This window comes from Frondihabitans sp. 4ASC-45 (assembly GCF_049472575.1).
Classification (GTDB): domain Bacteria; phylum Actinomycetota; class Actinomycetes; order Actinomycetales; family Microbacteriaceae; genus Frondihabitans.
Genome location: NZ_JBCEBN010000003.1, coordinates 210,125 through 229,118, shown reverse-complemented (window position 1 = coordinate 229,118; position 18,994 = coordinate 210,125). Strand labels below are relative to the sequence as shown.

Sequence of the window (18,994 nt, the reverse complement as noted above, 5' to 3'; positions counted from 1 at the left end):
GGAGGGCGAGTCGCCCGCGGGCCAGGCATTCCGGCACCGCAGCGGGTACCGTGCGGGCAATGACAGACATCAGCGGTGCGGTCGTTCTCGTGGTCGGAGCGTCGGGAGGCCTCGGGTCGCGAATCTCGCGGGAGCTTGCCGAGGCGGGTGCGGTCGTCGTACGCGGTGGCCGGAGCGCGGAACGTCTCAGCGGCGACGGCGCCTACCTGGCCGACCTTCGATCGCCCGAGGGGGGAGCCTCGCTGGTCGCCGCGGCCCTAAAAGCCCACGGGCGGCTCGATGGCGTCGTGGTGGCCGCCGGCGTGGTCGCCTTCGGCCCGGCGGGCGAGATCGACGACGCCACCCTCGACGAGTTGATCGACGTGAACCTCCAGGCTCCGATTCGGCTCATCAGGGCGGCGACGCCGGCGCTCGCCGAATCGGCGAAGTCGGGCGGTTCGCCGTTTATCGTCACGCTGAGCGGCATCGTCGCCGAGGTTCCGACGGCGGGCATGGCTGCCTATTCGGCGGCGAAGGCGGGCCTCGCGGCGTTCATGACCGCCGCCTCTCGCGAGTATCGGCGCCAGGGCATCCGGCTGCTCGACGCCCGGCCCGGCCATATTGGCACCGAACTCTCTCAGCACCCCATCGCAGGTACGGCTCCCGCTCTGGGCGCCGGGTTCGATCCCGATGACGTGGCGAAACGCATCGTCCGGGCGATCGCCGAAGACGAGAAGGATCTGCCTAGCTCGGCGTTTTAGCCGGTTCGGCATTGTCATGCTCAGCAGCCGCCTGCTCAAGCGCCGCCTTCCGCTTCTTCTTAGTTAGCCGTTCGGGAGGCCGATCTTCGAATTGACAGCGCTTCCAGACCTTCCACCAGGGCACGCGACGCCAATAGACGATGTCAGCGTATTTCGGCACGGTGTCGGGCAGTGACAGTCGGAACTCTTCCATGGTGCAGTCGGGAATGTTGCCCGTCTTCACTTTTGCGAGTTCGGCGACCCAGCCGGGCAGCGGCTCGTTGAGGGCCTGGCAGACCGTGACGGCGAGCCGTGCATCGGCGATCTCCCACTCCTCCATCAGAGCTCCTCCATTTCTCTTAGGGTATCGAGCACCCGTCTTATAAGCACTAAATCGTAGCTTGGAACCGCTGTCGGAGGCTGAGGATGGTCTGGATCATGGGCGCTGACGATGAATGACTGCAAAGCGAAGCGACCGACGGACCGCGCGCTTGCCTTCTCGTGCCAGCACTGATCGAAGGCCCACTTCATACGTCGCCAGAGCTCGTCGCTCCGGTCGGCGCGCCAGCGCAATGTGGCAGTCAGAGCCACTCCGACGAACGCGAGGCCGGCAACCCCGACCGTGATGAGTTGCGTCGTTCCGAATACCCACGGATCGGCGGACATGAAGGTCACCCGATCGTGTAGATCACGCCGTAGCCGGCCTCCGCGCAGGCGGCCGTGAACTTCTGCGCTTCTGCCAGGAAGTGCCCGACGTAGCTCGTGTAGTCGCGGATCCGGCCCGTCTCACGCACATGGCTTCGCCCGCCATCGACGTACATGGCGAGGACATCGACCTTGTCGAAGCGTGCGATCTGGGTCGCGACGGTCGCGACTTGCTCCGGAGTGAGCACGGCGTAGTGCGGCTGATAAGCGAAACCGCTGTCGTAGTGGACGTTGCCGCGAACGAGATCCATTCCCCACTCGGCCGGTGAGCAGTGCGGCACCGTGAAGAGCTCCTGTAGGTCGCGCCACGACTTGTCGAGGTAGAGGCGCAGCTGCTCGTCGTACGGTTTGTCGTCGTCGACGAGGGGATGCGAGTTGAGGTAGCCGACCGGGTCACGGCGGGCGAGATCGATGTCGGAGGCGAGGATCGGATAGGCGTAGTAACGAATTCCCATGCCGAAAATCCTGACGACCCGTGCCGGATCCTGCGGGCGTTCTCCCCAGGGTGCAAAGCGGAGAACGCAAGCGGCAACTGGGGAGACGAGGACGCATGAGCCGCCCAGGCACACATCGGTACCGAAAGCAATGGGTCAGTTCACGTTTCTCGGTTTGGGCTCGAACGGGCACACTTCTCTTAGACACCACCGACCTAGGAGGGCCGCCCAGTGTTCCACGTTGAAATCCAGGCGCGTCTCGCCAACGGCGCTGTCATGAACGTCTCGGCGACGAGCGAAGATCGCCGCACTGCTATCCGTCGCGCGCTCGACTCGATGCCCCTCGGCAGTGTCGCGGTCAGCACGGTGGTCACGTCGTCGTCTGAGCAGTCGAGGCTCTTCGCTCCGTCGAGCTGAGCCCAGGTTGGCGCTGCAAGAACGGCTCCGCGCCGAGATCGCAGTAGTGGTCGCCGCCACCCGACCTCAACTGCGATCTCGGCGGCCCGAACGAACCAGCCCGGCCTACGCTCGGCCTATGCCGCACATCGTCTTCTCCGGTCAGAAAATCGCCATCAGCGACGCCCAACTCGTCGAGGTCAAAGACGGTTTGCGCCACGCAGCAGCCGCCGGTGAGCCCGCCGAATTCGACCTCCTCGATGCCGACGGAAACGCGACGTGGGTGCTCTGGACTCCCGGCGCACCCATCGTCGTGAACGACGGCGAGATTCCGCCGCTTCCCGAGATCCCCGTGCCCGACTTCTCGTCGCTCGGTCTGCCGGGATTCGGCGAGCCGCCGCAGCAGCAGCGCCGCGTCGGCTTCTAGCTGACCAGGGCGCAGGATCCGGCGGAGCCGCGCTCCACACTGGGCCCTGGCGCACGAAAGGCCGGATCGCATGCACCTCGCAAGGTGATGCGACCCGGCCTCGTCGGTGCCGGCGCCGGTCTCAGCGCCTAGAAGCGACTACGCGGCGTTCCGCTGCGGCAGACGCCAGTTCGGCCGCACGAAGTGGCACGTGTAGCCGAAGGGGTCTTTCTCGAGGTAGTCCTGGTGCTCTTCCTCGGCCTCCCAGAACGGTCCGGCGGCGGTGACCTCGGTGACGACCTTGCCCGGCCAGAGGCCCGACTCGTTCACGTCGGCGATGGTGTCGAGCGCGGTGCTCTTCTGCTCGTCGGAGGTGTAGAAGATCGCCGAGCGGTAGCTGTCTCCGACATCGTTGCCCTGGCGGTTCTTCGTCGACGGGTCGTGGATCTGGAAGAAGAACTCCAGGATCTCGCGGTACGACGTCACCGCGGGGTCGAAGACGATCTCGACGGCCTCGGCGTGGCCGGTGTGGTTGCGGTACGTGGCGTTCTCCACCGAGCCGCCGGAGTAGCCGACGCGCGACGAGATGATGCCGGGCCGGCGGCGGAGCAGCTGCTGCGCGCCCCAGAAGCAACCACCGGCGAGGAGGGCGGTCTCGGTCGTGGCGGGAGCCGGATCCTGGTGTGCTGCCGTGACTGTTGCGGCACTGGTGTCGGTCATGGGGTTCTCCTTCGGTGTGAACAGGGCTGAGTAGGCGCCGTATCCCTCGGCCTCGAGCGAGGCGGCGGGGACGAAGCGGAGGGCGGCGGAGTTCAGGCAGTAGCGGTCGCCGCCGGTCGCGAGCGGGCCGTCGGGGAAGACGTGACCCAGGTGGCTGTCGCCCGAGGCCGACCTGACCTCGGTGCGCTTCACGAACAGCTTGCGATCGGTCTTGGTGGTGACGCTCGCGGGCTCGATCGGCTTGGTGAAGCTCGGCCAGCCGGTGTGGCTGTCGTACTTGTCGATGGACGAGAAGAGGGGCTCGCCGGTGACGACGTCGACGTAGATGCCGTCGTCGTGGGTGTCCCAGTACTCGTTGCGGAACGCGGGTTCGGTGCCGTTCTTCTGAGTGACGCGATACTGCTGCGGCGTCAGCTTCTCGAGAGCTTCGGGGGTCTTGCGGTAATCGTTCGACACGGTGCCTCCTTGTGTCTGTCGGTCTACACGCCCCAACGCCGAGGGCGCCCAGAAAGTTCCCGCGCAGGCGCTCCTGTCAGACTGTCGCCTATGAGTCTCATCCGTCTGAACGACGTCTCCGTCCGCTTCGAGAACCGTCCCGTGCTGCGAGAGGCTTTCCTGAAGCTCGACTCCGGTGACCGGGTCGGCCTGATCGGGCGCAACGGCTCGGGCAAGACGACGCTGCTGAAGCTGATTCTCGAGCAGGTCGAACCCGACGAGGGCACGGTCACTGTCGAGCAGGGTGTGAAGGTCGGCTACTTCTCGCAGTTCTCTGAGCTCGACGGCACGCTCACCATCGTCGCCGAGCTGGAGGCCCTCTTCGCCGACATCCGCGCGATCGAGGCCGAGCTGGCCACCATCGATGAGCGGATTGCCGTCGTGGCGATGGATCCCGACGGCGGTGACGAGCTGACCGCGCTGATCGAGCGCCAGTCCGAGCTCTTCGCCGAGATGGACCGCCTCGACGGCTGGGAGTACGGCCGCCGCATCGACACGGCGCTCAGCGTGCTCGGGTTCAACGACGCGCACCGGACGAGCGCGATCGACGACCTCTCGGGCGGGTGGCGCAACCGGGCGGCCCTGGCGAAGATCGTGCTGCAGGATCCTGACGTCCTCCTCCTCGACGAGCCGACGAACTTCCTCGACGTCGCGGGCGTGGAGTGGCTCGAGGCCTGGTTCCGCGACTTCAAGGGCGCCGCCATCGTGGTCTCGCACGATCGGAGCTTCCTCGACGCGATCGCGACCCGCATCGTCGAGGTCGAGAACTTCCATCTGCACGAGTACCCCGGCAACTTCGGCGAGTACATCGTGCAGAAGCAGTTCCGGCTGAAGACGCTCGAGCAGCAGTTCGCTCACGAGTCGGAGTTGCTCGCGTTCGAGTCGGAGGGGATCTCCGACCGTCGAGAGGCGGTCAAGGCGGCGAAGGCCGGTACAGGGCTCTCGAAAGAGCTCTCGAAGATCAAGAAAGCTCGCACGCCGCGACCCGTCGACCAGATCATCACCGAGATCTACGGCGGCCTGCACGTCAAAGACGTCCTCGGTCGCATCGAGGGGCTCGCGAAGAGCTACGGCGATCGAACGCTGTTCGAGGGCGTCTCGTTCGAGGTGCGGCGCCGCGATCGCATCGTGGTGCTCGGTTCGAACGGTTCGGGCAAGAGCACGCTGCTGCGCGTGTTGACGGGTGACGAGAAGGCCGACAGCGGTTCGGCGAACTGGGCCGCCGGAGCGAAGGTGGTCTCGTACAACCGCATGCTCGACGAGCTCGACGGCGACGACACGGTCACTCACGCGGTCAACGCGATGCCCGACAGTCTCGCGCTGACCGCCACGCGCAAATCGGTGGGACGCTTCTTGACGATGTTCCAGTTCTCGGAGGCCGACCTGCAGAGCCGCATCCGCACCCTCTCGGGAGGTCAGCGGGCGCGAGTCGCGATGGCCCAGTGTCTGCTGTCGGGCGCGTCCGTCCTGCTCCTCGACGAGCCGACCAACCACCTCGATCTCGCCAGCACGCAGGTGATGGAGCGGGCTCTGCAGCACTTCCCGGGCGCCGTCATCGTTGTCAGCCACGATCGCTTCTTCGCCGAGAAGGTCGCGAACCGTCGCCTCGTCTTCGGTGCCGACGGGGCCGCCGCCTCCGAGCTCGAGATGAGCGCCGCATGAGCGACTCGTCGCATCGTTTCCCGGGCGCTGCTGCCCCGCGAACGGCAGTTATCGCAGGATCCGGCGACCTCGGCACCGAGGCCGGCCTCCGATTCGCCGACCGAGGCCTGCGAGTGGTCGGAATCCGACGCCAGGCCGACCTGCTGCCCGGCTCCTTCGACCGGCAGAGCCTCGACCTCTCGGTCGACGCACCCGTGATCCCGGCGGATACCGCCGTGGTCGTCGTCGCGCTCGCCGCCGGCAGCCGAGACCCCGACGTCTATCGCGCCACCTACCTCGACGGGCTCCGGCACGTGCTCGATGCCGTCGCCGCCTCGGGGGCGTCGCCGCGTATCGTTTTCGTCTCCTCGACGGCCGTCTACGACGTGGCCGACGGCAGCGTGGTCGATGAAGACACCCCGGCCACGGCGTCGGGCCCCACCGCCGCGATCCTGCTCGAGGCCGAGCAGTTGCTCGCCTCCCGGTCCGCCGCGTCGGGCTGGAAGTCCGTCTCCCTCCGCCTCGGCGGCATCTACGGCCCCGGCCGCGAGCGTCTCATCGACCAGGTGCGCCAGGGCGCTCACGCCCCGCGCAACTCGCCGCACACGAACCGCATCCACCGCGACGACGCGGCGGCGGCCATCGTGCACCTCGCCCTCGACGTTGCCACGCCTCCTCCGGTCGTGCTGGGGGTCGACGACGAGTCGGCGCCCCTCTCCGACGTCTTGCGCTTCATCGCCGCCGAGCTCGATGTCGACGAACCGAGCGAAGGATCCGAGATGGCCAGGGGAGCAGCCGGAGACAAGCGCTGCGACAACGCCCTCCTGCATTCCACGGGTTTCGAGTTTGCCTACCCGACCTATCGCGAGGGCTACCGCGCTGTGCTCGCGGGTGACGGGGTGAGGCACCCCTAGGGCCGGGGCGTGCTTCGGTCGCCGGCTGTCAGGCCGCCGGCTGTCAGGCCGCCGGCTGTCAGGCCGCCGGGCCGCCAATTTGCGAGTGATCATAAATCTCGGCCGCGCGGATCCGGGCGAGCGTGGCGGCGATAGGCCGAATCGCTCTCAAATTGACGGCGGGGCCGGCAGCGGGACTACTCGAGCGCGCCCACGACGACGCGAGTGGCGTCGGCCAGCAGCGCGTCGTCGCTCGTAGCGTCGACCGTGCCTCGATCGCTGAGCAGTGCGATGACGATCGGCGCGTGCCCCGGCGGGTAGGCGACGGCGATGTCGTTGCGCGTGCCGTACGACGCATTGCCGGTCTTGTCGGCGATCTTCCACGTCGAGGGCACTCCCGCGCGGATCCAGGGCGCGCCGGTGGTGTTGCCGAGCATCAGGGTGGTCATCTCGGAGCGGCGCGGGGTAGCGAGCGCACCGCCGAGGAGGAACGAGCGGAGGTCGCCCGCGATGGCTGCGGGTGTCGTGGTGTCGCGCGGATCCTTGGGTATTGCCTCGTTCACGCCGGGTTCGGGACGGTCGACCCTGGTGGTCGTGTCTCCGAGCGAGCGGAGCGATTCGGTGAGCCCGGCGGGGCCACCCAGCTGATCGAGCATCAGGTTGGCGGCGGTGTTGTCGCTGTACTGGAGAGCGGCGGCGATGATCTCGCGCACGGTCATGCCGCTGGCAACGTGCTTCTCGGTGACGGGGGAGTAGTCGACGAGGTCGCTCTCCGTGTAGTGAATCGTGTGGTCGAGCTCGGCTTCGGTCGATTGTTTGAAGAGGACGCCGGCGGCCAGGGCCTTGTAGGTCGAGGCGAAGGCGAAGCGCTCGCCGGGGCGGTAGGCGATGGTCGTCTCGCTGCCGGAGGGGGCGCTGGTGTCGACGGCGAAGACACCGAGTCGTGCGCCGTATTTGTTCTCGAGAGCGGAGAACGCGGCCCTCGTCGACGGAGTGGTCGTTGCCGGGGTCGTGGTCGGCATCGGCGCGGTCGTGCCCGCCGCATCGGGTGCGGAGGCCGATACCGATGCTGGTTCGGTGTCGTTCGCCCCCTGCCCACCCGCCGTGCAGCCGGTCAGCAGCACGGCCGCGACGAGCGCGCTGGCGGCGATCGCGCTGCCGCGCCGTCTCACACGAGCCCCTGCGGCACGAATCGGTATCCCATGCCCTGCTCGGTGACGAAGTAGCGCGGGCTGGCCGGCACTGGTTCGAGCTTCTTGCGCAGCTGCGCGAGGTACAGGCGGAGGTACCCGGTGTCTCGGGCGTGCGACGGACCCCACACCTGGGTGAGCATGGCCTCCCGCGTGATGAGCCGGCCCGGGTTCTGCACGAGCAGCTCGAGCAGGCGCCACTCGGTCGGAGTGAGTCGAATCGCGCCGTCCGGCCCGGTGACGACGCGCGACGCCATGTCGATGGCGATGTCGCCGAGACGCACAGTCGGCGACTCGCTCGGCCCCGCGAGCCGACGGGTGAGAGCTCGGATGCGGGCCAGCAGTTCGTCCATGGCGAAGGGCTTCGTCACGTAGTCGTCGGCGCCCGCGTCGAGAGCGTCGACCTTGTCGGCGGCACCGGTGCGGCCCGAGACGACGAGGATCGGCACCTGCGACCAGCCCCGCAGCGCCTGAACGACCTGGACCCCGTCGAGGTGCGGCATGCCGAGGTCGAGCATCACGATGTCGGGGTGCTGCGAGATGGCCTGCGCGAGGGCGGCGGCGCCGTCGGCAGCGGTGACCACCTCGTATCCGGCGGCGCCGAGGGTGATTCGCAGGGCCCGGATGATCTGCGGGTCGTCGTCGGCCACGAGGATTTTCATGCGTCAGGCTCCTTTTCGGGGGCGGGCGAAGCCGAGGATCCGGGCCCACCGTCGCTCGACTCCGCGCCAGCCGCCACGGGAAGTGACACCACCATCGTGAGCCCACCTCCCGGTGTGTCTTCGGCGTCGAGCGTACCGCCCATGCCCTCCGCGAACCCCCGAGACAGCGCGAGCCCGAGCCCGAGCCCCGTGGTGTTGTCGGTGTCGCCGAGTCGCTGGAACGGAACGAACACCTCGTCTCGACGCTCCTTCGAGATCCCCGGGCCGTGATCGGCGACCCGAAGTTCGACTCGTCCGCCGAACTCGCTCGCCGCGACGCGGACCCTCGTCGACGGCGGTGCGTGGCGAATCGCGTTGTCGAGCAGATTGACGACGATCCGCTGCAGGAGCACCCCGTCAGCGAGCGCCGGAGGAAGGGAGTCGGCCAGTCCGAGTTCGACCCGGTCGGGGCCGAGGCCGAGTTCGTCGAGCGACCCGAGAACCACGTCGTCGACGTCGACCGCGGCGAGTGACACGGCGAGGACGCCGGCCTGCACCCGCGACACGTCGAGCAGGTTGGTGACGAGGGTGGCGAGCGAGTCGAGGCTCTCGCTCGCGGTCGTGAGGAGTTCGTCGCGGTCGGCAGCCGACCACTCGACACCGGGGGAGCGGAGGCCCGTTACGGCGGCCGTGGCGGCGGCGAGTGGTCGGCGGAGGTCGTGGCCGACCGCGGCGAGCAGCGCGGTGCGCATCTGGTCGGCCTGGGCGAGGGGGGCAACCTCGTCGGCCGCCTGCCGGAGGGCGGATCGTTCGAGGGCGGCGTCGACCTGAGTGGCGATGACGCCCAGCAGACGCTGCTCGGTGGCGGCGAGGGTGGGCCCGCGGAGCTCGAGCGAGCCGTGTGACCCGGCCGGCACCGTCGTGATTCGGTCGTCGCGGTCGGGCTGCCCGGACTCCGACACCACTTCGCCATCGGCGAGCACTCGCACGCTGGTGAGGCCGAAGACCTCGCGGGTGCGTGACACGAGGGCCTCGAGGGCGTCTTGGCCGCGCAGCACACTCCCGGCGACGGTAGCGAGGAGCTCGGATTCGGCGAGGGCTCGGGCGGCAGATCGGGATCGGCGGGCCGCCTGGTCGACGACGTACGAGACGAGCAGGCCGTTGACCACGTAGAGGCCCAGGGCGATGAAGTGCAACGGTTGATCGATCGTCACGCTGTGGATCGGTTGCACGAAGAAGTAGTCCAGGGTGAGCCCGGAGAGCACGGCGGCGACTAGGGCCGGCCAGATGCCGCCGACGAGGGCGATCACGACGACGAGGAGCTGGTAGACGAGCACGTCGCTGGTGAGGGTGTCGTCGGAGCGGAGCGCCGTGAGGAGCCAGGTCACGAGCGGCCCGAGCGCGATCGTCAGGGCGAGGCCGATGAGCCGGCGCTGGAGCGTCAGAGCACCGCCGACGCGGGGGAGCGTGAACTGGCCACCCGCTCGGGCGTGCGAGACGATGTGCACGTCGATGGCGCCGGATTCGCGGATCACCGTGGCGCCGATGCCGGGGCCCGACAGCGCTGCGGCCAGTCGTGAGCGTCGGCTGACCCCGATCACGAGCTGGGTGGCGTTCATCGACTTCGCGAATTCGACCAGAGCGCGCGGCACATCGTCGCCCATCACCTGGTGGTAGCTGCCGCCGAGCTTCTCCGCGAGCGCACGCTGCGAGGCGAGCGCGCCGGGGTGCGTTTCGGCGAGGCCGTCCTGTCGGCTGACGTGCACGACGATGAGATCGCCTCCCGCCGAGCGGGCGGCGATCCGGGCGCCGCGTTTGATGAGGGTGTCGCCCTCGGGGCCGCCGGTCAGGGCCACGACGACGCGTTCGCGGGCCTCCCACTTGCTGTCGATGCCGTGCTCGGCCCGGTAGGCCTTGAGCGACGACTCCACCTCGTCGGCCAGCCACAGCAGGGCGAGCTCGCGGAGGGCGGTCAGGTTGCCGAGCCGGAAGTAGTTGGAGAGGGCGGCGTCGATGCGGGCGGCGGGATACACGTTGCCCTCCGCGAGGCGATCGCGGAGAGCCTGCGGGGCGAGGTCGATCACCTCGATCTGGTCGGCCGAACGGAGCACGGCGTCGGGGATCGTCTCGCGCTGGGGTGCCCCAGTGATCTGCTCCACTACGTCGCTCAGCGATTCGATGTGCTGCACGTTGACGGTCGAGATGACGTCGATGCCCGCTTCGAGCAGGTCGAGCACGTCTTGCCAGCGCTTCTCGTTGCGACTGCCCGGGGCGTTGGTGTGGGCGAGTTCGTCGACCAGGGCGAGGCTCGGGCGGCGCGCGATCACCCCGGCGACGTCGAGTTCGGTGAGCTCGACTCCGCGATGCCGCGAGACCACTCGGGGGAGGATCTCGAGTGAGTCGGTGAGAGCGGCGGTCGCAGCCCGGTCGTGCGTCTCGACGACAGCCACGACGACGTCTCGCCCCTCGGCTTTCAGTCGCGCGCCCTCTTCGAGCATGGTGAAGGTCTTGCCGACACCGGGGGCGGCGCCGAGCAACACGCGGAGTTGCCCTCTCTTCACGCTCACCCCCACCTCTCGTCGAACACCCACATGGTCAGCCCCACGGTATCGGGCGGGGCGGATCCCCTTCGAATTCGAGGCGACTAGCCTGGTCTCATGCCCTCAGACATTGCACGCCTCATCGACCACACGCTGCTCAAACCGGAGGCGACCCGCGCCGACGTCGACGCCCTCATCGCCGAGGCCGCCGAGCTCGGCACCTACTCGGTGTGCGTCTCGCCCTCGATGCTGCCCGTCGTGATCCCCGAGGGGTCTGACCTCAAGGTCGCTGTGGTCTGCGGGTTCCCGAGCGGCAAGCACACCTCCGCGATCAAGGCCGCCGAGGCAGCCGAGTCGGTCTCGCTCGGGGCCGACGAGATCGACATGGTGATCGACGTCGGCGCGGCGAAGGCCGGCGACTTCGACGGCGTCGAGAGAGACATCGCCGCGGTTCGCGCCGCAGCACCGGCCCCCACGGTCCTCAAGGTGATCATCGAGTCGGCAGCCCTGACCGACGACGAGATCGTCGCGGTCTCGAAAGCCGCCGAGACGGCGGGCGCCGACTTCGTGAAAACGTCAACAGGCTTCCACCCGACCGGCGGAGCCACCGAGCACGCTGTCGCGCTCATGGCCGCGACCGTCGCTCCGCGCCTCGGCGTCAAGGCGTCCGGTGGCGTCCGCAGCCTCGACGACGCCCGCCGGATGGTCGCCGCGGGCGCCACCCGCCTCGGGGTCTCGGGCTCGCGAGCGATGCTCGCCGCCGACGACACCGCGGGCGCAGGATCCGACACGGCCGGTTACTGAGACCCGTCGCGTCGGTCTGCCCCCGCTCGCCGACTCGCTTCTAGAGAACCGGCTGCTGCGGCGTCTCGAGCGACTCCAGCACCTTGTCGATCTCGCGCAGGAAGTCGGGGATGTCGTCCGGGTTCCGTGACGTGATGAGCGTCCACGAGCTTGAGTCGTCGCGTACCACCGACTGGTCGACCCAGTCGCCGCCCGCGTTCACGACGTCAGTGCGGAGCGATGGGAACGACGTGAGCTTCTTGCCCGACACGACCTTCGACTCGACGAGGGTCCAGGGCGCGTGGCAGATCGCCGCGACGGCGCCGTGGGCGTCGACGACGGATCGCACGATCTCGACGGCACGCTCGGACGTCCTGAGGGTGTCGGCGTTGATGGTGCCGCCCGGGACGAGCAGAAGGCCGTAGGCGGCAGGGTCGGCGTCGTCGAGGGTGATCGTCGGCGTGACCGACTGGCCCGGCTTCTTGTCGTCGACGAGGGTCTCGATTGGATCGAGCGTGGTGGCGGCGATATCGACGTGCGCGCCCGCCTGGCGCAGGTGCTCGACGGGCTTGACGAGCTCGTCCTGTTCGATGCCGTAGTTCGTGACGATGGCCAGAACGCGGCGGCCGGTGAGATCGGTGGTCATGATGGGCTCCTTCCGGGCGTCGACTCCGACGACCCTTACGACCGTGACCGTAGTCTCGCCACGTCGTGCCGAGCCCAGCTTGCGGGGGACAGCGGCGCTCGCCGAGGTCGCCTCAGCTCAGGATGTCTTTGGTCGAGAAGCGACCCCACGCGAGAAACCCGAACACGACGATGTAGCCCGCTTGAAGCAGGGCGTTGTCGCCGAACGAACCCCACGAGAGCGGTGTGCGGAGGAGGTCGCCGAACTCGAGCCAGTGATCGGTGAAGAGCCACGGGTGGAGGAACTCCAGTTGGGGCAATGACCCGAGGATCTGCGCCACCGTCGACAGCACGATGGTCGCCGCCATGGCTCCGACGGGCACCGAGGTCAGCGTCGAGATGAAGAGACCGATCGCCGACAGCCCGAGCAGTGAGACGGTGACGTACAGGGCGAGGAGCAGCAGGCGGAGCACGTACTCGCCGAAGGAGACGGTCTGCCCGGAGAGGAGCGTGACCGGCCCCACCGGAAAGAGGATCGCGCCGATGATTCCGCCGACGACCACGACCACTAGAGTCGCGGTGAGGCAGAACAGCGCCGTCGCGAGGTACTTCACGACCAGCAGGCGCACGCGCCCGGCCGGGGCGACGAGCAGGTAGCGCAGCGTTCCGGCACCGGCCTCACCGGCGATCGTGTCGCCCGCGACGACGCCGACGGTCAGGGGCAAGAACAAGGGGATGGCGACCACGAGGGCCGTGAGCGAGACGAAGAGACCGTTCTGGGTGATGTCGCCGAGGAACGTCGGCCCGCCTCCTCCTCCGTCGGACGTCACCCGCACGGCGATCGCCAAGAGGATGGGGATGGCCGCCAGCGCGCCCAGCATGGCGATGGTGCGCACTCGACGGAAGAGCGTCCGGATCTCGGACCCGAGCAGCGCGAGCCCCAGCGAGCTACCGCCCGCCGGTCGAGAGGCCGTCTTGTTCGGCGCGGTGCCAGCGGGCACGGTGTCATTCGGCAACGGCGAACCCCTCTCCGGTCAGGTCGACGAAGCGATCCTCGAGGGTCGCTCCCGACACCGAGAAGCCGCGCACGCGCACACCACCGGCGACCAGGGCAGCATTCAGGCGTTCCGGCTCCTGTTCGGTGGTCGGCAGCGCAGCAGAGACACCCGTCGGCAGGAGCTCGGGTTCGAGGCCGAGAGTCGCAAGGATCCGCTGCGCCGCCTCGGCATCCGGTGTGACGACGGTGACGCGTTGCACACCCTGACGCCGCACGTCGTCGAGCGTGCCCTGAAGCAGCAGGCGCCCCGCACTCATCACGCCGACGTGCGTGCACATCTGCTCGATCTCGCTGAGGAGATGGCTCGACACGAACACCGTGGTGCCGTCGGCGGCGAGAGAGCCGATGAGCGACCTCACCTCGCGCGTGCCCTGCGGGTCGAGGCCATTGCTCGGCTCGTCGAGGATGAGCAGGTCGCGCGGCATGAGCAGCGCGCCGGCGATGCCGAGCCGCTGCTTCATCCCGAGCGAGTAGGCGTGGGCTTTCTTGTCGGCGGCGTGACCGAGCCCGACCCGGTCGAGAGCCTCGTCGACACGGGACTTGCGGGTCGCGCCGGGCGCGTCGCGGTCGGCCGTGTCGAGCCGACGCAGATTGGCCCGACCGGAGAGGTAGGGCGCGAAGGCGGGGCCTTCGACCAGGGCGCCGACACGCGGCAGGACGCGTCGGAGATCGTCGGGCATGCGGGACCCTAGTAGCCGGATCTCACCGCCGGTCGCCTGAGTCAAACCGAGGAGCATGCGGATGGTCGACGTCTTGCCCGAGCCGTTCGGCCCGAGAAAGCCGTAGACGCTTCCGCGCGGCACCGCGAGGTCGACGTCGTGGACGGCCCGCTGGCGTCCGAAGGCCTTGGTGAGGCCCGTTGTCTCGATTGCGAGTTCGGTCGTCGCCACGAGGGGGTCGGCGGTCACGGGTGGCAGAGCGGGGTTACTGCGCGGCGACGGCGGTTTGGAGGGCAGAGGGGGTCACGGCGCCCGCGTACACCTCGCCGTCGTCGGTGATCAGCACGGTGACCAGCGACGTCGTGAGCAGGCGTCCGCCGTCGACCGGTGTGAAGACCTGACCGAGTGTGTCGTCGCTCGAGAGCGCACTGACCGCCGATGTGGGAAGTTTCGCGCCGATGATGGTCGACCATCCGGTGCCGATGACGGTCGGCTGGGCTTCTGCCTTCGCCTTCGCGATGCGGTCGTTGCGGCTGGTGATGCCGGGATGGGACTTCGTGGTCGTGCCGCCCGCGTGCGCCGAGCGGTCGGGCACCGCGATCTTCTTCACGGTCGCGCCCTGCGGGGGCGTGAAGGCGAACGTCGAGGCCGCCGGGGTGGAGTAGTCGATCGAGGTGAACGAGACGGAATAGGCCGGGTCGGTCTGGCCCTTGGCCGTCACCGCGACTCGCAACGGAACCCCGGTCGTGGCATCGACGGCCAGGGTTGCGGTCGTGATCAGGCTGCTCGAGTCGTTGGGTGCGAGCGTGACCTGATAGGCCTTCTGGCCGGCGATGCGGACGTTGTCGGAGGTCGAGACCGTCGTGTAGCGGCCGATCGCCTTGAGGGCCGAGGCTGCGGCGGTGGCCGGGTCGGTCGGCACAGCACCGGGGGAGGGCGTCGCACCGGCCGAGGGCGTGTCGCTGTCTCGGCTGGGGAGGGTGAGGTGCACGGCCGACTTGTCGCTGGAGTCGTAGGCCCAGACGGAGGTGCCGTTACGGATGACGTCGCGCTCCGCCAGCTGGTCGAGCGTCTGGACGCGCGACTTCGAGGAGCCGTCGACGAAGACGCGGGCCTTGTGCGTGCCACTCAATTGGCTGACGATGTCGGAGACGCCCGAGCCGTCGTCGCTCGAAGTCGCCCCGCCGAACGACGAGAGGTCGGGAAGACCGAGGTTGGCCGTCTGCTCGACGGTGCCGGAGAACGACGTGCCCGCGCTCTTCTCAGCGAGAGCGACGATCTGCGCCGCTGACTTAGAGGGCAGCGAGACACCGGCGTTGGCCATGCTGGGAATGGCGACCGTGCCCGCGATGACGACGGCGGGAACGGCGATCGCGGGGATCCACCGGAGCTTCGATTTCTGCAGCATTGCTACGACCTTCTTACGCGACTCATGTGATTCGGCAGGCTACGTCGCGAGTCTGCGAGCCGACTCCGAGAAACGGCGATCGGTCGACGGGCGTCAGCCTGCCGTCTTCATGACCCCGGCAGTGAAATTCTGCACGCGCGCCAGAAGCCCGGCGGCGCGTTCGGCGATCCGCTCCGGAGGATTGAGGTGGGGAGGTGCGACGCGGATGAGGAGGGAGCACGCGAGGTCTTCGCAGATGTACGTGCCGAGGGTGTTGCCGTTCAGCCCGGCCTCGCCAGCCCGGGGTGCTGTGAACAGTCGCACCTGGGTGGCGGGTTGGGGAGAGTGGCAGAGGGAGCACATGGCGGCGATACCGGGGCGCAATGTCGTGGAGGCGGTGCGGACGACGAGGCCGGTCGGCCGGTCGTCCATCCAGACGACGATGTACCCGCGCAGATGGGCCTGGCTGTCGCGCCACCCGAGGAATTCGCGCTCCTCCCAGAGCATCTCGTGCAGCCCGGGAATGGGCAGACGGTCGAGATCGCCGGGGAGGGCGTTCACGAACGACGAGCGGATGTCGTCTTCGGTCAGCGGCTTCACAGTCGGCCCTTCACTCAGTCGGTGTCGTTCCAGCCTAGCTACGGCCTCCGACAGAGGCCCGCACGCCGGTTTCTGCCAGGCGCGCGCCGAACGGCCCGTCGCACAGGGGGCGACGGGCCGTTCGGATGGTGCTGGGAGGGGGGTGTTACTTGGTGATCTGGGCGCTGATGGTGGCGACTCCGACGAGGAGGTCGGCCTTGACGGCGTCGGTCTTGAACGTGGAGTTCAGGAGCTTCGCAGCCGTTCCCGACACGTGGACGGTGGTGCCGGTGAGGACGCCGTTCTTGCCGTCCATGGTGAGGGGCTTCAGGGTGCCGCCGTGGAGGGAGAAGATGTAGGCCTGCTCGGCTGCGACCTTGCCGTTGACGAGGACATCGCCGTAGAGCTTGGAGTTACCCGGGTTGACGGTGAGGTCCTCGAGGGTGACCGTGGTCGAACCGGCCTTCAGGGTGAGGCCGGACCCGGTGTGCTGGAGGATGCCCTGCACGTAGGGACGGTAGTCGCCCTTGGGGTTCCAGTACGCCAGCGAGCCGCCGGTGATGGGGAACGAGATGTCGGTGCCGGAAAGCTTCGCGTTGCCGGAGGTGCCGGGGGTGAGCTTCAGGCTCTTCAGCGCGGCGAGGAAGTTGCTGTCGAGGGCGACGGAGGTGTCGCCACCGAAGACCTCGGGGACCGCGGCGAGGGGCGCGGGGACCGTCGAGGAGGATGCGGCGAGGTGGACGTTCGAGGACGAGGGGGCGGCGTAGGCGGTGGAGACGCCGAGGCCGGTGACGCCGGCGACGAGGAGGCCGGCGGTAGCGAATCCGACTGTAGCTTTCGAGAACTTGCGCATGAGCTGTTCCTTACGTGGATAAATTGTGAATGCCTCTTGGGTACTCAGTGGGCGTTTGCCCGATGTCATGTGTTCGCCACCACCCCTGGAATGGTTTGCTCGATTTCTCGTTGTTACCGAGCCGTGACCATCGAGACATACTCACGAAGCGGGAGCGACCGGATCCTGGTTGCGGAGCGAGCGCCTGCGAGGGAGAGACGTCAGCAGCGCGAGGCCGATGATGACGCTGCCGAACCAGCCGGCCAGTCCGCCGGGGATGGGGACGGCGAGGCTCGCCCAGAGGAGAACGGAGAGCACGCCGAGGACGTAGGCCGCTCCCGCTTTGAGATAGCGGAGGCGCTTGAGCCCGCGCTCGGCGTTGACCGTCGCTGTGAGGCGAGCAAGGAAGACGGCTCCGATTGCCACCCCGACGACGGCCACCGCGGCTTCTTCGAGGTAGTTCAACCCGGGGGACGAGCTCGTCGACGAGAGCGTGTACGACCCGTCGAGGATCTCGAAGAGCATGAACACGGTCAGGCCGCGCTCGAAGACCACGGTCGCGGCATGCAGGTGGAGCTTCCAGCCCGCTGCCCCGTCGCGGGTCGACCAGGCGGCCACGACCTTGTTCGCGAGGTAGGCCGCGACCCCGGTGGCGCTGCCGATCGCAATTGCGCCCCGGACGGATGGGTCGGCCAGAGCGACGGAGACCGCGGCGGCCGCCACCCCCACGCCGAGTGCGGCTGCGCGGGGAAAGCGGACTCGCGCAAGGGCGGCTTCGACGCGGCCCAGCCACGCCCGGCGGCTCGTCCGTTCGACGTTGAAGAGGTACTCGGAGAACACCAGCCAGATGAACAGGGCGCCGAACGCGGCGATGCCGGGTCGGGCCGCCTCCAGGTGCGCTGCGAAGAGGCCGGGTTGGAGGACGGCCTCCGCCGCGGCGTCGGCCGGCGACTCGGCCTGCGTCACGGCCACGGCGGTCGGCGGGAGCAGCAACCTCATGGCGAGGACTCCGAGGACCAGACCGACAGAGAGGAAGAGTCGTCGGGCGGGATGCTGGATCCTTGCCGCGATCCCGGCCATCGGCACCGACGTGTCGGCGGCCATCGCGATCTCGAGCAGGGCGAGGGCCGTGAGGGCTGCCGCAGCAGCGGGCGAGAGCAGGATCCACGCGACAGGCACGCAGACGGCGAGTAAGAGGAGCGGCAGGGCGAGACTGCTGCGGACGATCGGGCGCACGGGGGTGTCCTCTCGGGGGGAGTCGGGGGCGCGTCGTCGAGCCGAGGAGCCCAGTCAGTCAGTCGAGCCTGGACGGAGCCTCTGCGCCGATGTCGCGGGGTACCGCGGACGTCCCCCGACTCGCCGCCGTCGATTGAGGGGTTACGGAGGTTGGGCGGGCAAGGTGTTCTGATGACTTCCACCGAGGGTGCCGACACGAACGAGCCCCAGAACATCGACGCATCGACCACCGGCGAGACGGCTGACACGCAAGAAGAAGCGCGCGAGTCAACGCCGCTCGAGGCTGCGATCGCCAACGGCCAGGCCGGTCAGGGCGACATGAACGATGTCATCGCGCAGTTCGTCAACGCGCTTATCGTGGTTCCGACCGCCACCGAGGTCACCGACGACCTCAACGAGCTGCAGCCCGTGCTGTTCGACCGCGAGGGCATGCCGATGCTGGCTGTCTTCACCCACATCGACCGCATTCCTCCGCAGGTCGCCGACGTCGCGTCGTATGCCGTGCAACTGCCCGCAGCGGAGCTCGTCCAGGCGATTCCGGCCGAAACCGGGCTCGTCGTCAACCCCGGCAACCCCGAGGGCTTCGAGATGCTCGCCGAGGGAGTGCAGCAGCTCGCGAACGACGTACGCAACATGGTTGCCGCGATGGAGCAGGCGCAGACGGACGAACCCGCCGCTCCGACGACGACCCCCGGCAAGGTCGACCCGTCGGGTATTCCGAACTTCTAGGCCGATCGGTTCGAAGTCACACGCGGGAAACATCCCGTTGCTAGGCTCGACCGCGATCCACCAGGCACATCACAATCGAACATCGGGCCAGACACACGCCGCGGGAGAGCCTCCGACCACACCGGTCGGCCACCGAAGGAGCAAGCATCCCCGCCAATCTCTCAGGTACACGTACCGCGGCGAAGTAGCAGCACACTGGCCACTCTGAAAAGCAGGAGCACACCATCGCGCCTCGCCGACGGTGAAAGCCGCGCCCCTGGGCGCGGCGAAACTCTCAGGCCCATGACAGAGGGGGACTCCCTAGCTGACACGCGAACATCGCCCCCGG

Annotated in this window: 20 protein-coding genes and 2 riboswitches; of the genes, 7 read left to right on the top strand and 13 right to left on the bottom strand. The window is 68.4% G+C overall.

Annotation, left to right across the window (positions count from 1 at the left end; translation table 11 throughout):
- Window positions 1-59: 59 nt before the first annotated feature.
- Window positions 60-740, top strand: coding sequence for an SDR family oxidoreductase (locus tag VH571_RS07230; protein ID WP_423263930.1), 681 nt, complete (start codon window positions 60-62; stop codon window positions 738-740).
- Here the strand turns inward: VH571_RS07230 and VH571_RS07225 are convergent.
- Window positions 724-1,059 carry a hypothetical protein gene (locus tag VH571_RS07225; protein WP_423263928.1) on the bottom strand — a complete coding sequence of 112 codons (336 nt, stop codon included), beginning with the start codon at window positions 1,057-1,059 and terminating at the stop codon, window positions 724-726. The genes VH571_RS07230 and VH571_RS07225 overlap by 17 nt on opposite strands.
- Window positions 1,060-1,390: 331 nt before the next feature.
- Complete coding sequence (locus VH571_RS07220) at window positions 1,391-1,879, bottom strand: DUF1877 family protein (protein ID WP_423263927.1); 489 nt, start codon at window positions 1,877-1,879, stop codon at window positions 1,391-1,393.
- Window positions 1,880-2,089: 210 nt separating this feature from the next.
- Between VH571_RS07220 and VH571_RS07215 the strand changes: the two genes are divergently transcribed.
- Window positions 2,090-2,275 (top strand): HPF/RaiA family ribosome-associated protein, encoded by a 186-nt coding sequence (locus VH571_RS07215; protein ID WP_194606524.1) that lies wholly within the window; start codon window positions 2,090-2,092, stop codon window positions 2,273-2,275.
- Between the two features lie 118 nt (window positions 2,276-2,393).
- Window positions 2,394-2,681 (top strand): hypothetical protein, encoded by a 288-nt coding sequence (locus tag VH571_RS07210; protein WP_423263926.1) that lies wholly within the window; start codon window positions 2,394-2,396, stop codon window positions 2,679-2,681.
- Window positions 2,682-2,819: 138 nt separating this feature from the next.
- Here VH571_RS07210 and VH571_RS07205 read toward each other — a convergent pair whose 3' ends face one another.
- Window positions 2,820-3,836, bottom strand: coding sequence for a bifunctional methionine sulfoxide reductase B/A protein (locus tag VH571_RS07205; protein ID WP_423263924.1), 1,017 nt, complete (start codon window positions 3,834-3,836; stop codon window positions 2,820-2,822).
- A 90-nt stretch (window positions 3,837-3,926) separates the two neighbouring features.
- Here VH571_RS07205 and VH571_RS07200 point away from each other — a divergent pair, with 90 nt between their 5' ends.
- Window positions 3,927-5,537 carry an ABC-F family ATP-binding cassette domain-containing protein gene (locus VH571_RS07200; RefSeq protein ID WP_423263923.1) on the top strand — a complete coding sequence of 537 codons (1,611 nt, stop codon included), beginning with the start codon at window positions 3,927-3,929 and terminating at the stop codon, window positions 5,535-5,537.
- Window positions 5,534-6,430, top strand: a complete 897-nt coding sequence (locus VH571_RS07195) for an NAD-dependent epimerase/dehydratase family protein (RefSeq protein WP_423263921.1) — start codon at window positions 5,534-5,536, stop codon at window positions 6,428-6,430. Before VH571_RS07200 ends, VH571_RS07195 begins: the two co-directional genes overlap by 4 nt.
- 176 nt (window positions 6,431-6,606) lie before the next feature.
- Here VH571_RS07195 and bla read toward each other — a convergent pair whose 3' ends face one another.
- The 3 genes from bla to VH571_RS07180 form a co-directional block, all read right to left on the bottom strand.
- A complete protein-coding gene (bla, locus tag VH571_RS07190; RefSeq protein WP_423264022.1) occupies window positions 6,607-7,431 on the bottom strand; it encodes a class A beta-lactamase in 825 nt (274 codons plus the stop codon).
- A gap of 146 nt (window positions 7,432-7,577) precedes the next feature.
- Complete coding sequence (locus VH571_RS07185; RefSeq protein ID WP_423263920.1) at window positions 7,578-8,261, bottom strand: response regulator; 684 nt, start codon at window positions 8,259-8,261, stop codon at window positions 7,578-7,580.
- Entirely contained in the window at window positions 8,258-10,801 is a 2,544-nt protein-coding gene (locus tag VH571_RS07180) for an ATP-binding protein (RefSeq protein ID WP_423264021.1), read from the bottom strand. Before VH571_RS07180 ends, VH571_RS07185 begins: the two co-directional genes overlap by 4 nt.
- Window positions 10,802-10,897: 96 nt before the next feature.
- Between VH571_RS07180 and deoC the strand changes: the two genes are divergently transcribed.
- Window positions 10,898-11,584: a deoxyribose-phosphate aldolase gene (gene deoC / locus VH571_RS07175; protein ID WP_423263919.1), complete on the top strand. Its 687-nt coding sequence runs from the start codon at window positions 10,898-10,900 to the stop codon at window positions 11,582-11,584.
- A gap of 40 nt (window positions 11,585-11,624) precedes the next feature.
- Here deoC and VH571_RS07170 read toward each other — a convergent pair whose 3' ends face one another.
- From VH571_RS07170 to VH571_RS07140, 7 genes are all read right to left on the bottom strand, one after another.
- Window positions 11,625-12,209 carry a type 1 glutamine amidotransferase domain-containing protein gene (locus VH571_RS07170; RefSeq protein ID WP_423263918.1) on the bottom strand — a complete coding sequence of 195 codons (585 nt, stop codon included), beginning with the start codon at window positions 12,207-12,209 and terminating at the stop codon, window positions 11,625-11,627.
- Between the two features lie 112 nt (window positions 12,210-12,321).
- Complete coding sequence (locus VH571_RS07165) at window positions 12,322-13,188, bottom strand: ABC transporter permease (RefSeq protein ID WP_423263917.1); 867 nt, start codon at window positions 13,186-13,188, stop codon at window positions 12,322-12,324.
- Window positions 13,189-13,192: 4 nt separating this feature from the next.
- Window positions 13,193-14,152: an ATP-binding cassette domain-containing protein gene (locus VH571_RS07160; protein ID WP_423263916.1), complete on the bottom strand. Its 960-nt coding sequence runs from the start codon at window positions 14,150-14,152 to the stop codon at window positions 13,193-13,195.
- A 16-nt stretch (window positions 14,153-14,168) separates the two neighbouring features.
- On the bottom strand, window positions 14,169-15,311 hold the full coding sequence (locus VH571_RS07155) for a LolA family protein (protein WP_423263915.1): 1,143 nt from the start codon (window positions 15,309-15,311) through the stop codon (window positions 14,169-14,171).
- A gap of 93 nt (window positions 15,312-15,404) precedes the next feature.
- Window positions 15,405-15,890: an FBP domain-containing protein gene (locus VH571_RS07150; protein WP_055963094.1), complete on the bottom strand. Its 486-nt coding sequence runs from the start codon at window positions 15,888-15,890 to the stop codon at window positions 15,405-15,407.
- A 145-nt stretch (window positions 15,891-16,035) separates the two neighbouring features.
- On the bottom strand, window positions 16,036-16,722 hold the full coding sequence (locus VH571_RS07145) for a hypothetical protein (RefSeq protein ID WP_423263914.1): 687 nt from the start codon (window positions 16,720-16,722) through the stop codon (window positions 16,036-16,038).
- 141 nt (window positions 16,723-16,863) lie between these two features.
- Window positions 16,864-17,937, bottom strand: coding sequence for a DUF475 domain-containing protein (locus tag VH571_RS07140; RefSeq protein WP_423263913.1), 1,074 nt, complete (start codon window positions 17,935-17,937; stop codon window positions 16,864-16,866).
- 171 nt (window positions 17,938-18,108) lie between these two features.
- On the opposite strand from VH571_RS07140, the gene VH571_RS07135 reads away from it, so the two are divergent.
- Complete coding sequence (locus tag VH571_RS07135) at window positions 18,109-18,666, top strand: SseB family protein (protein ID WP_423263912.1); 558 nt, start codon at window positions 18,109-18,111, stop codon at window positions 18,664-18,666.
- A gap of 91 nt (window positions 18,667-18,757) precedes the next feature.
- Window positions 18,758-18,853, top strand: a riboswitch (glycine riboswitch).
- A gap of 7 nt (window positions 18,854-18,860) precedes the next feature.
- Window positions 18,861-18,965: riboswitch (glycine riboswitch) on the top strand.
- The last annotated feature ends 29 nt before the right edge of the window (window positions 18,966-18,994 follow it).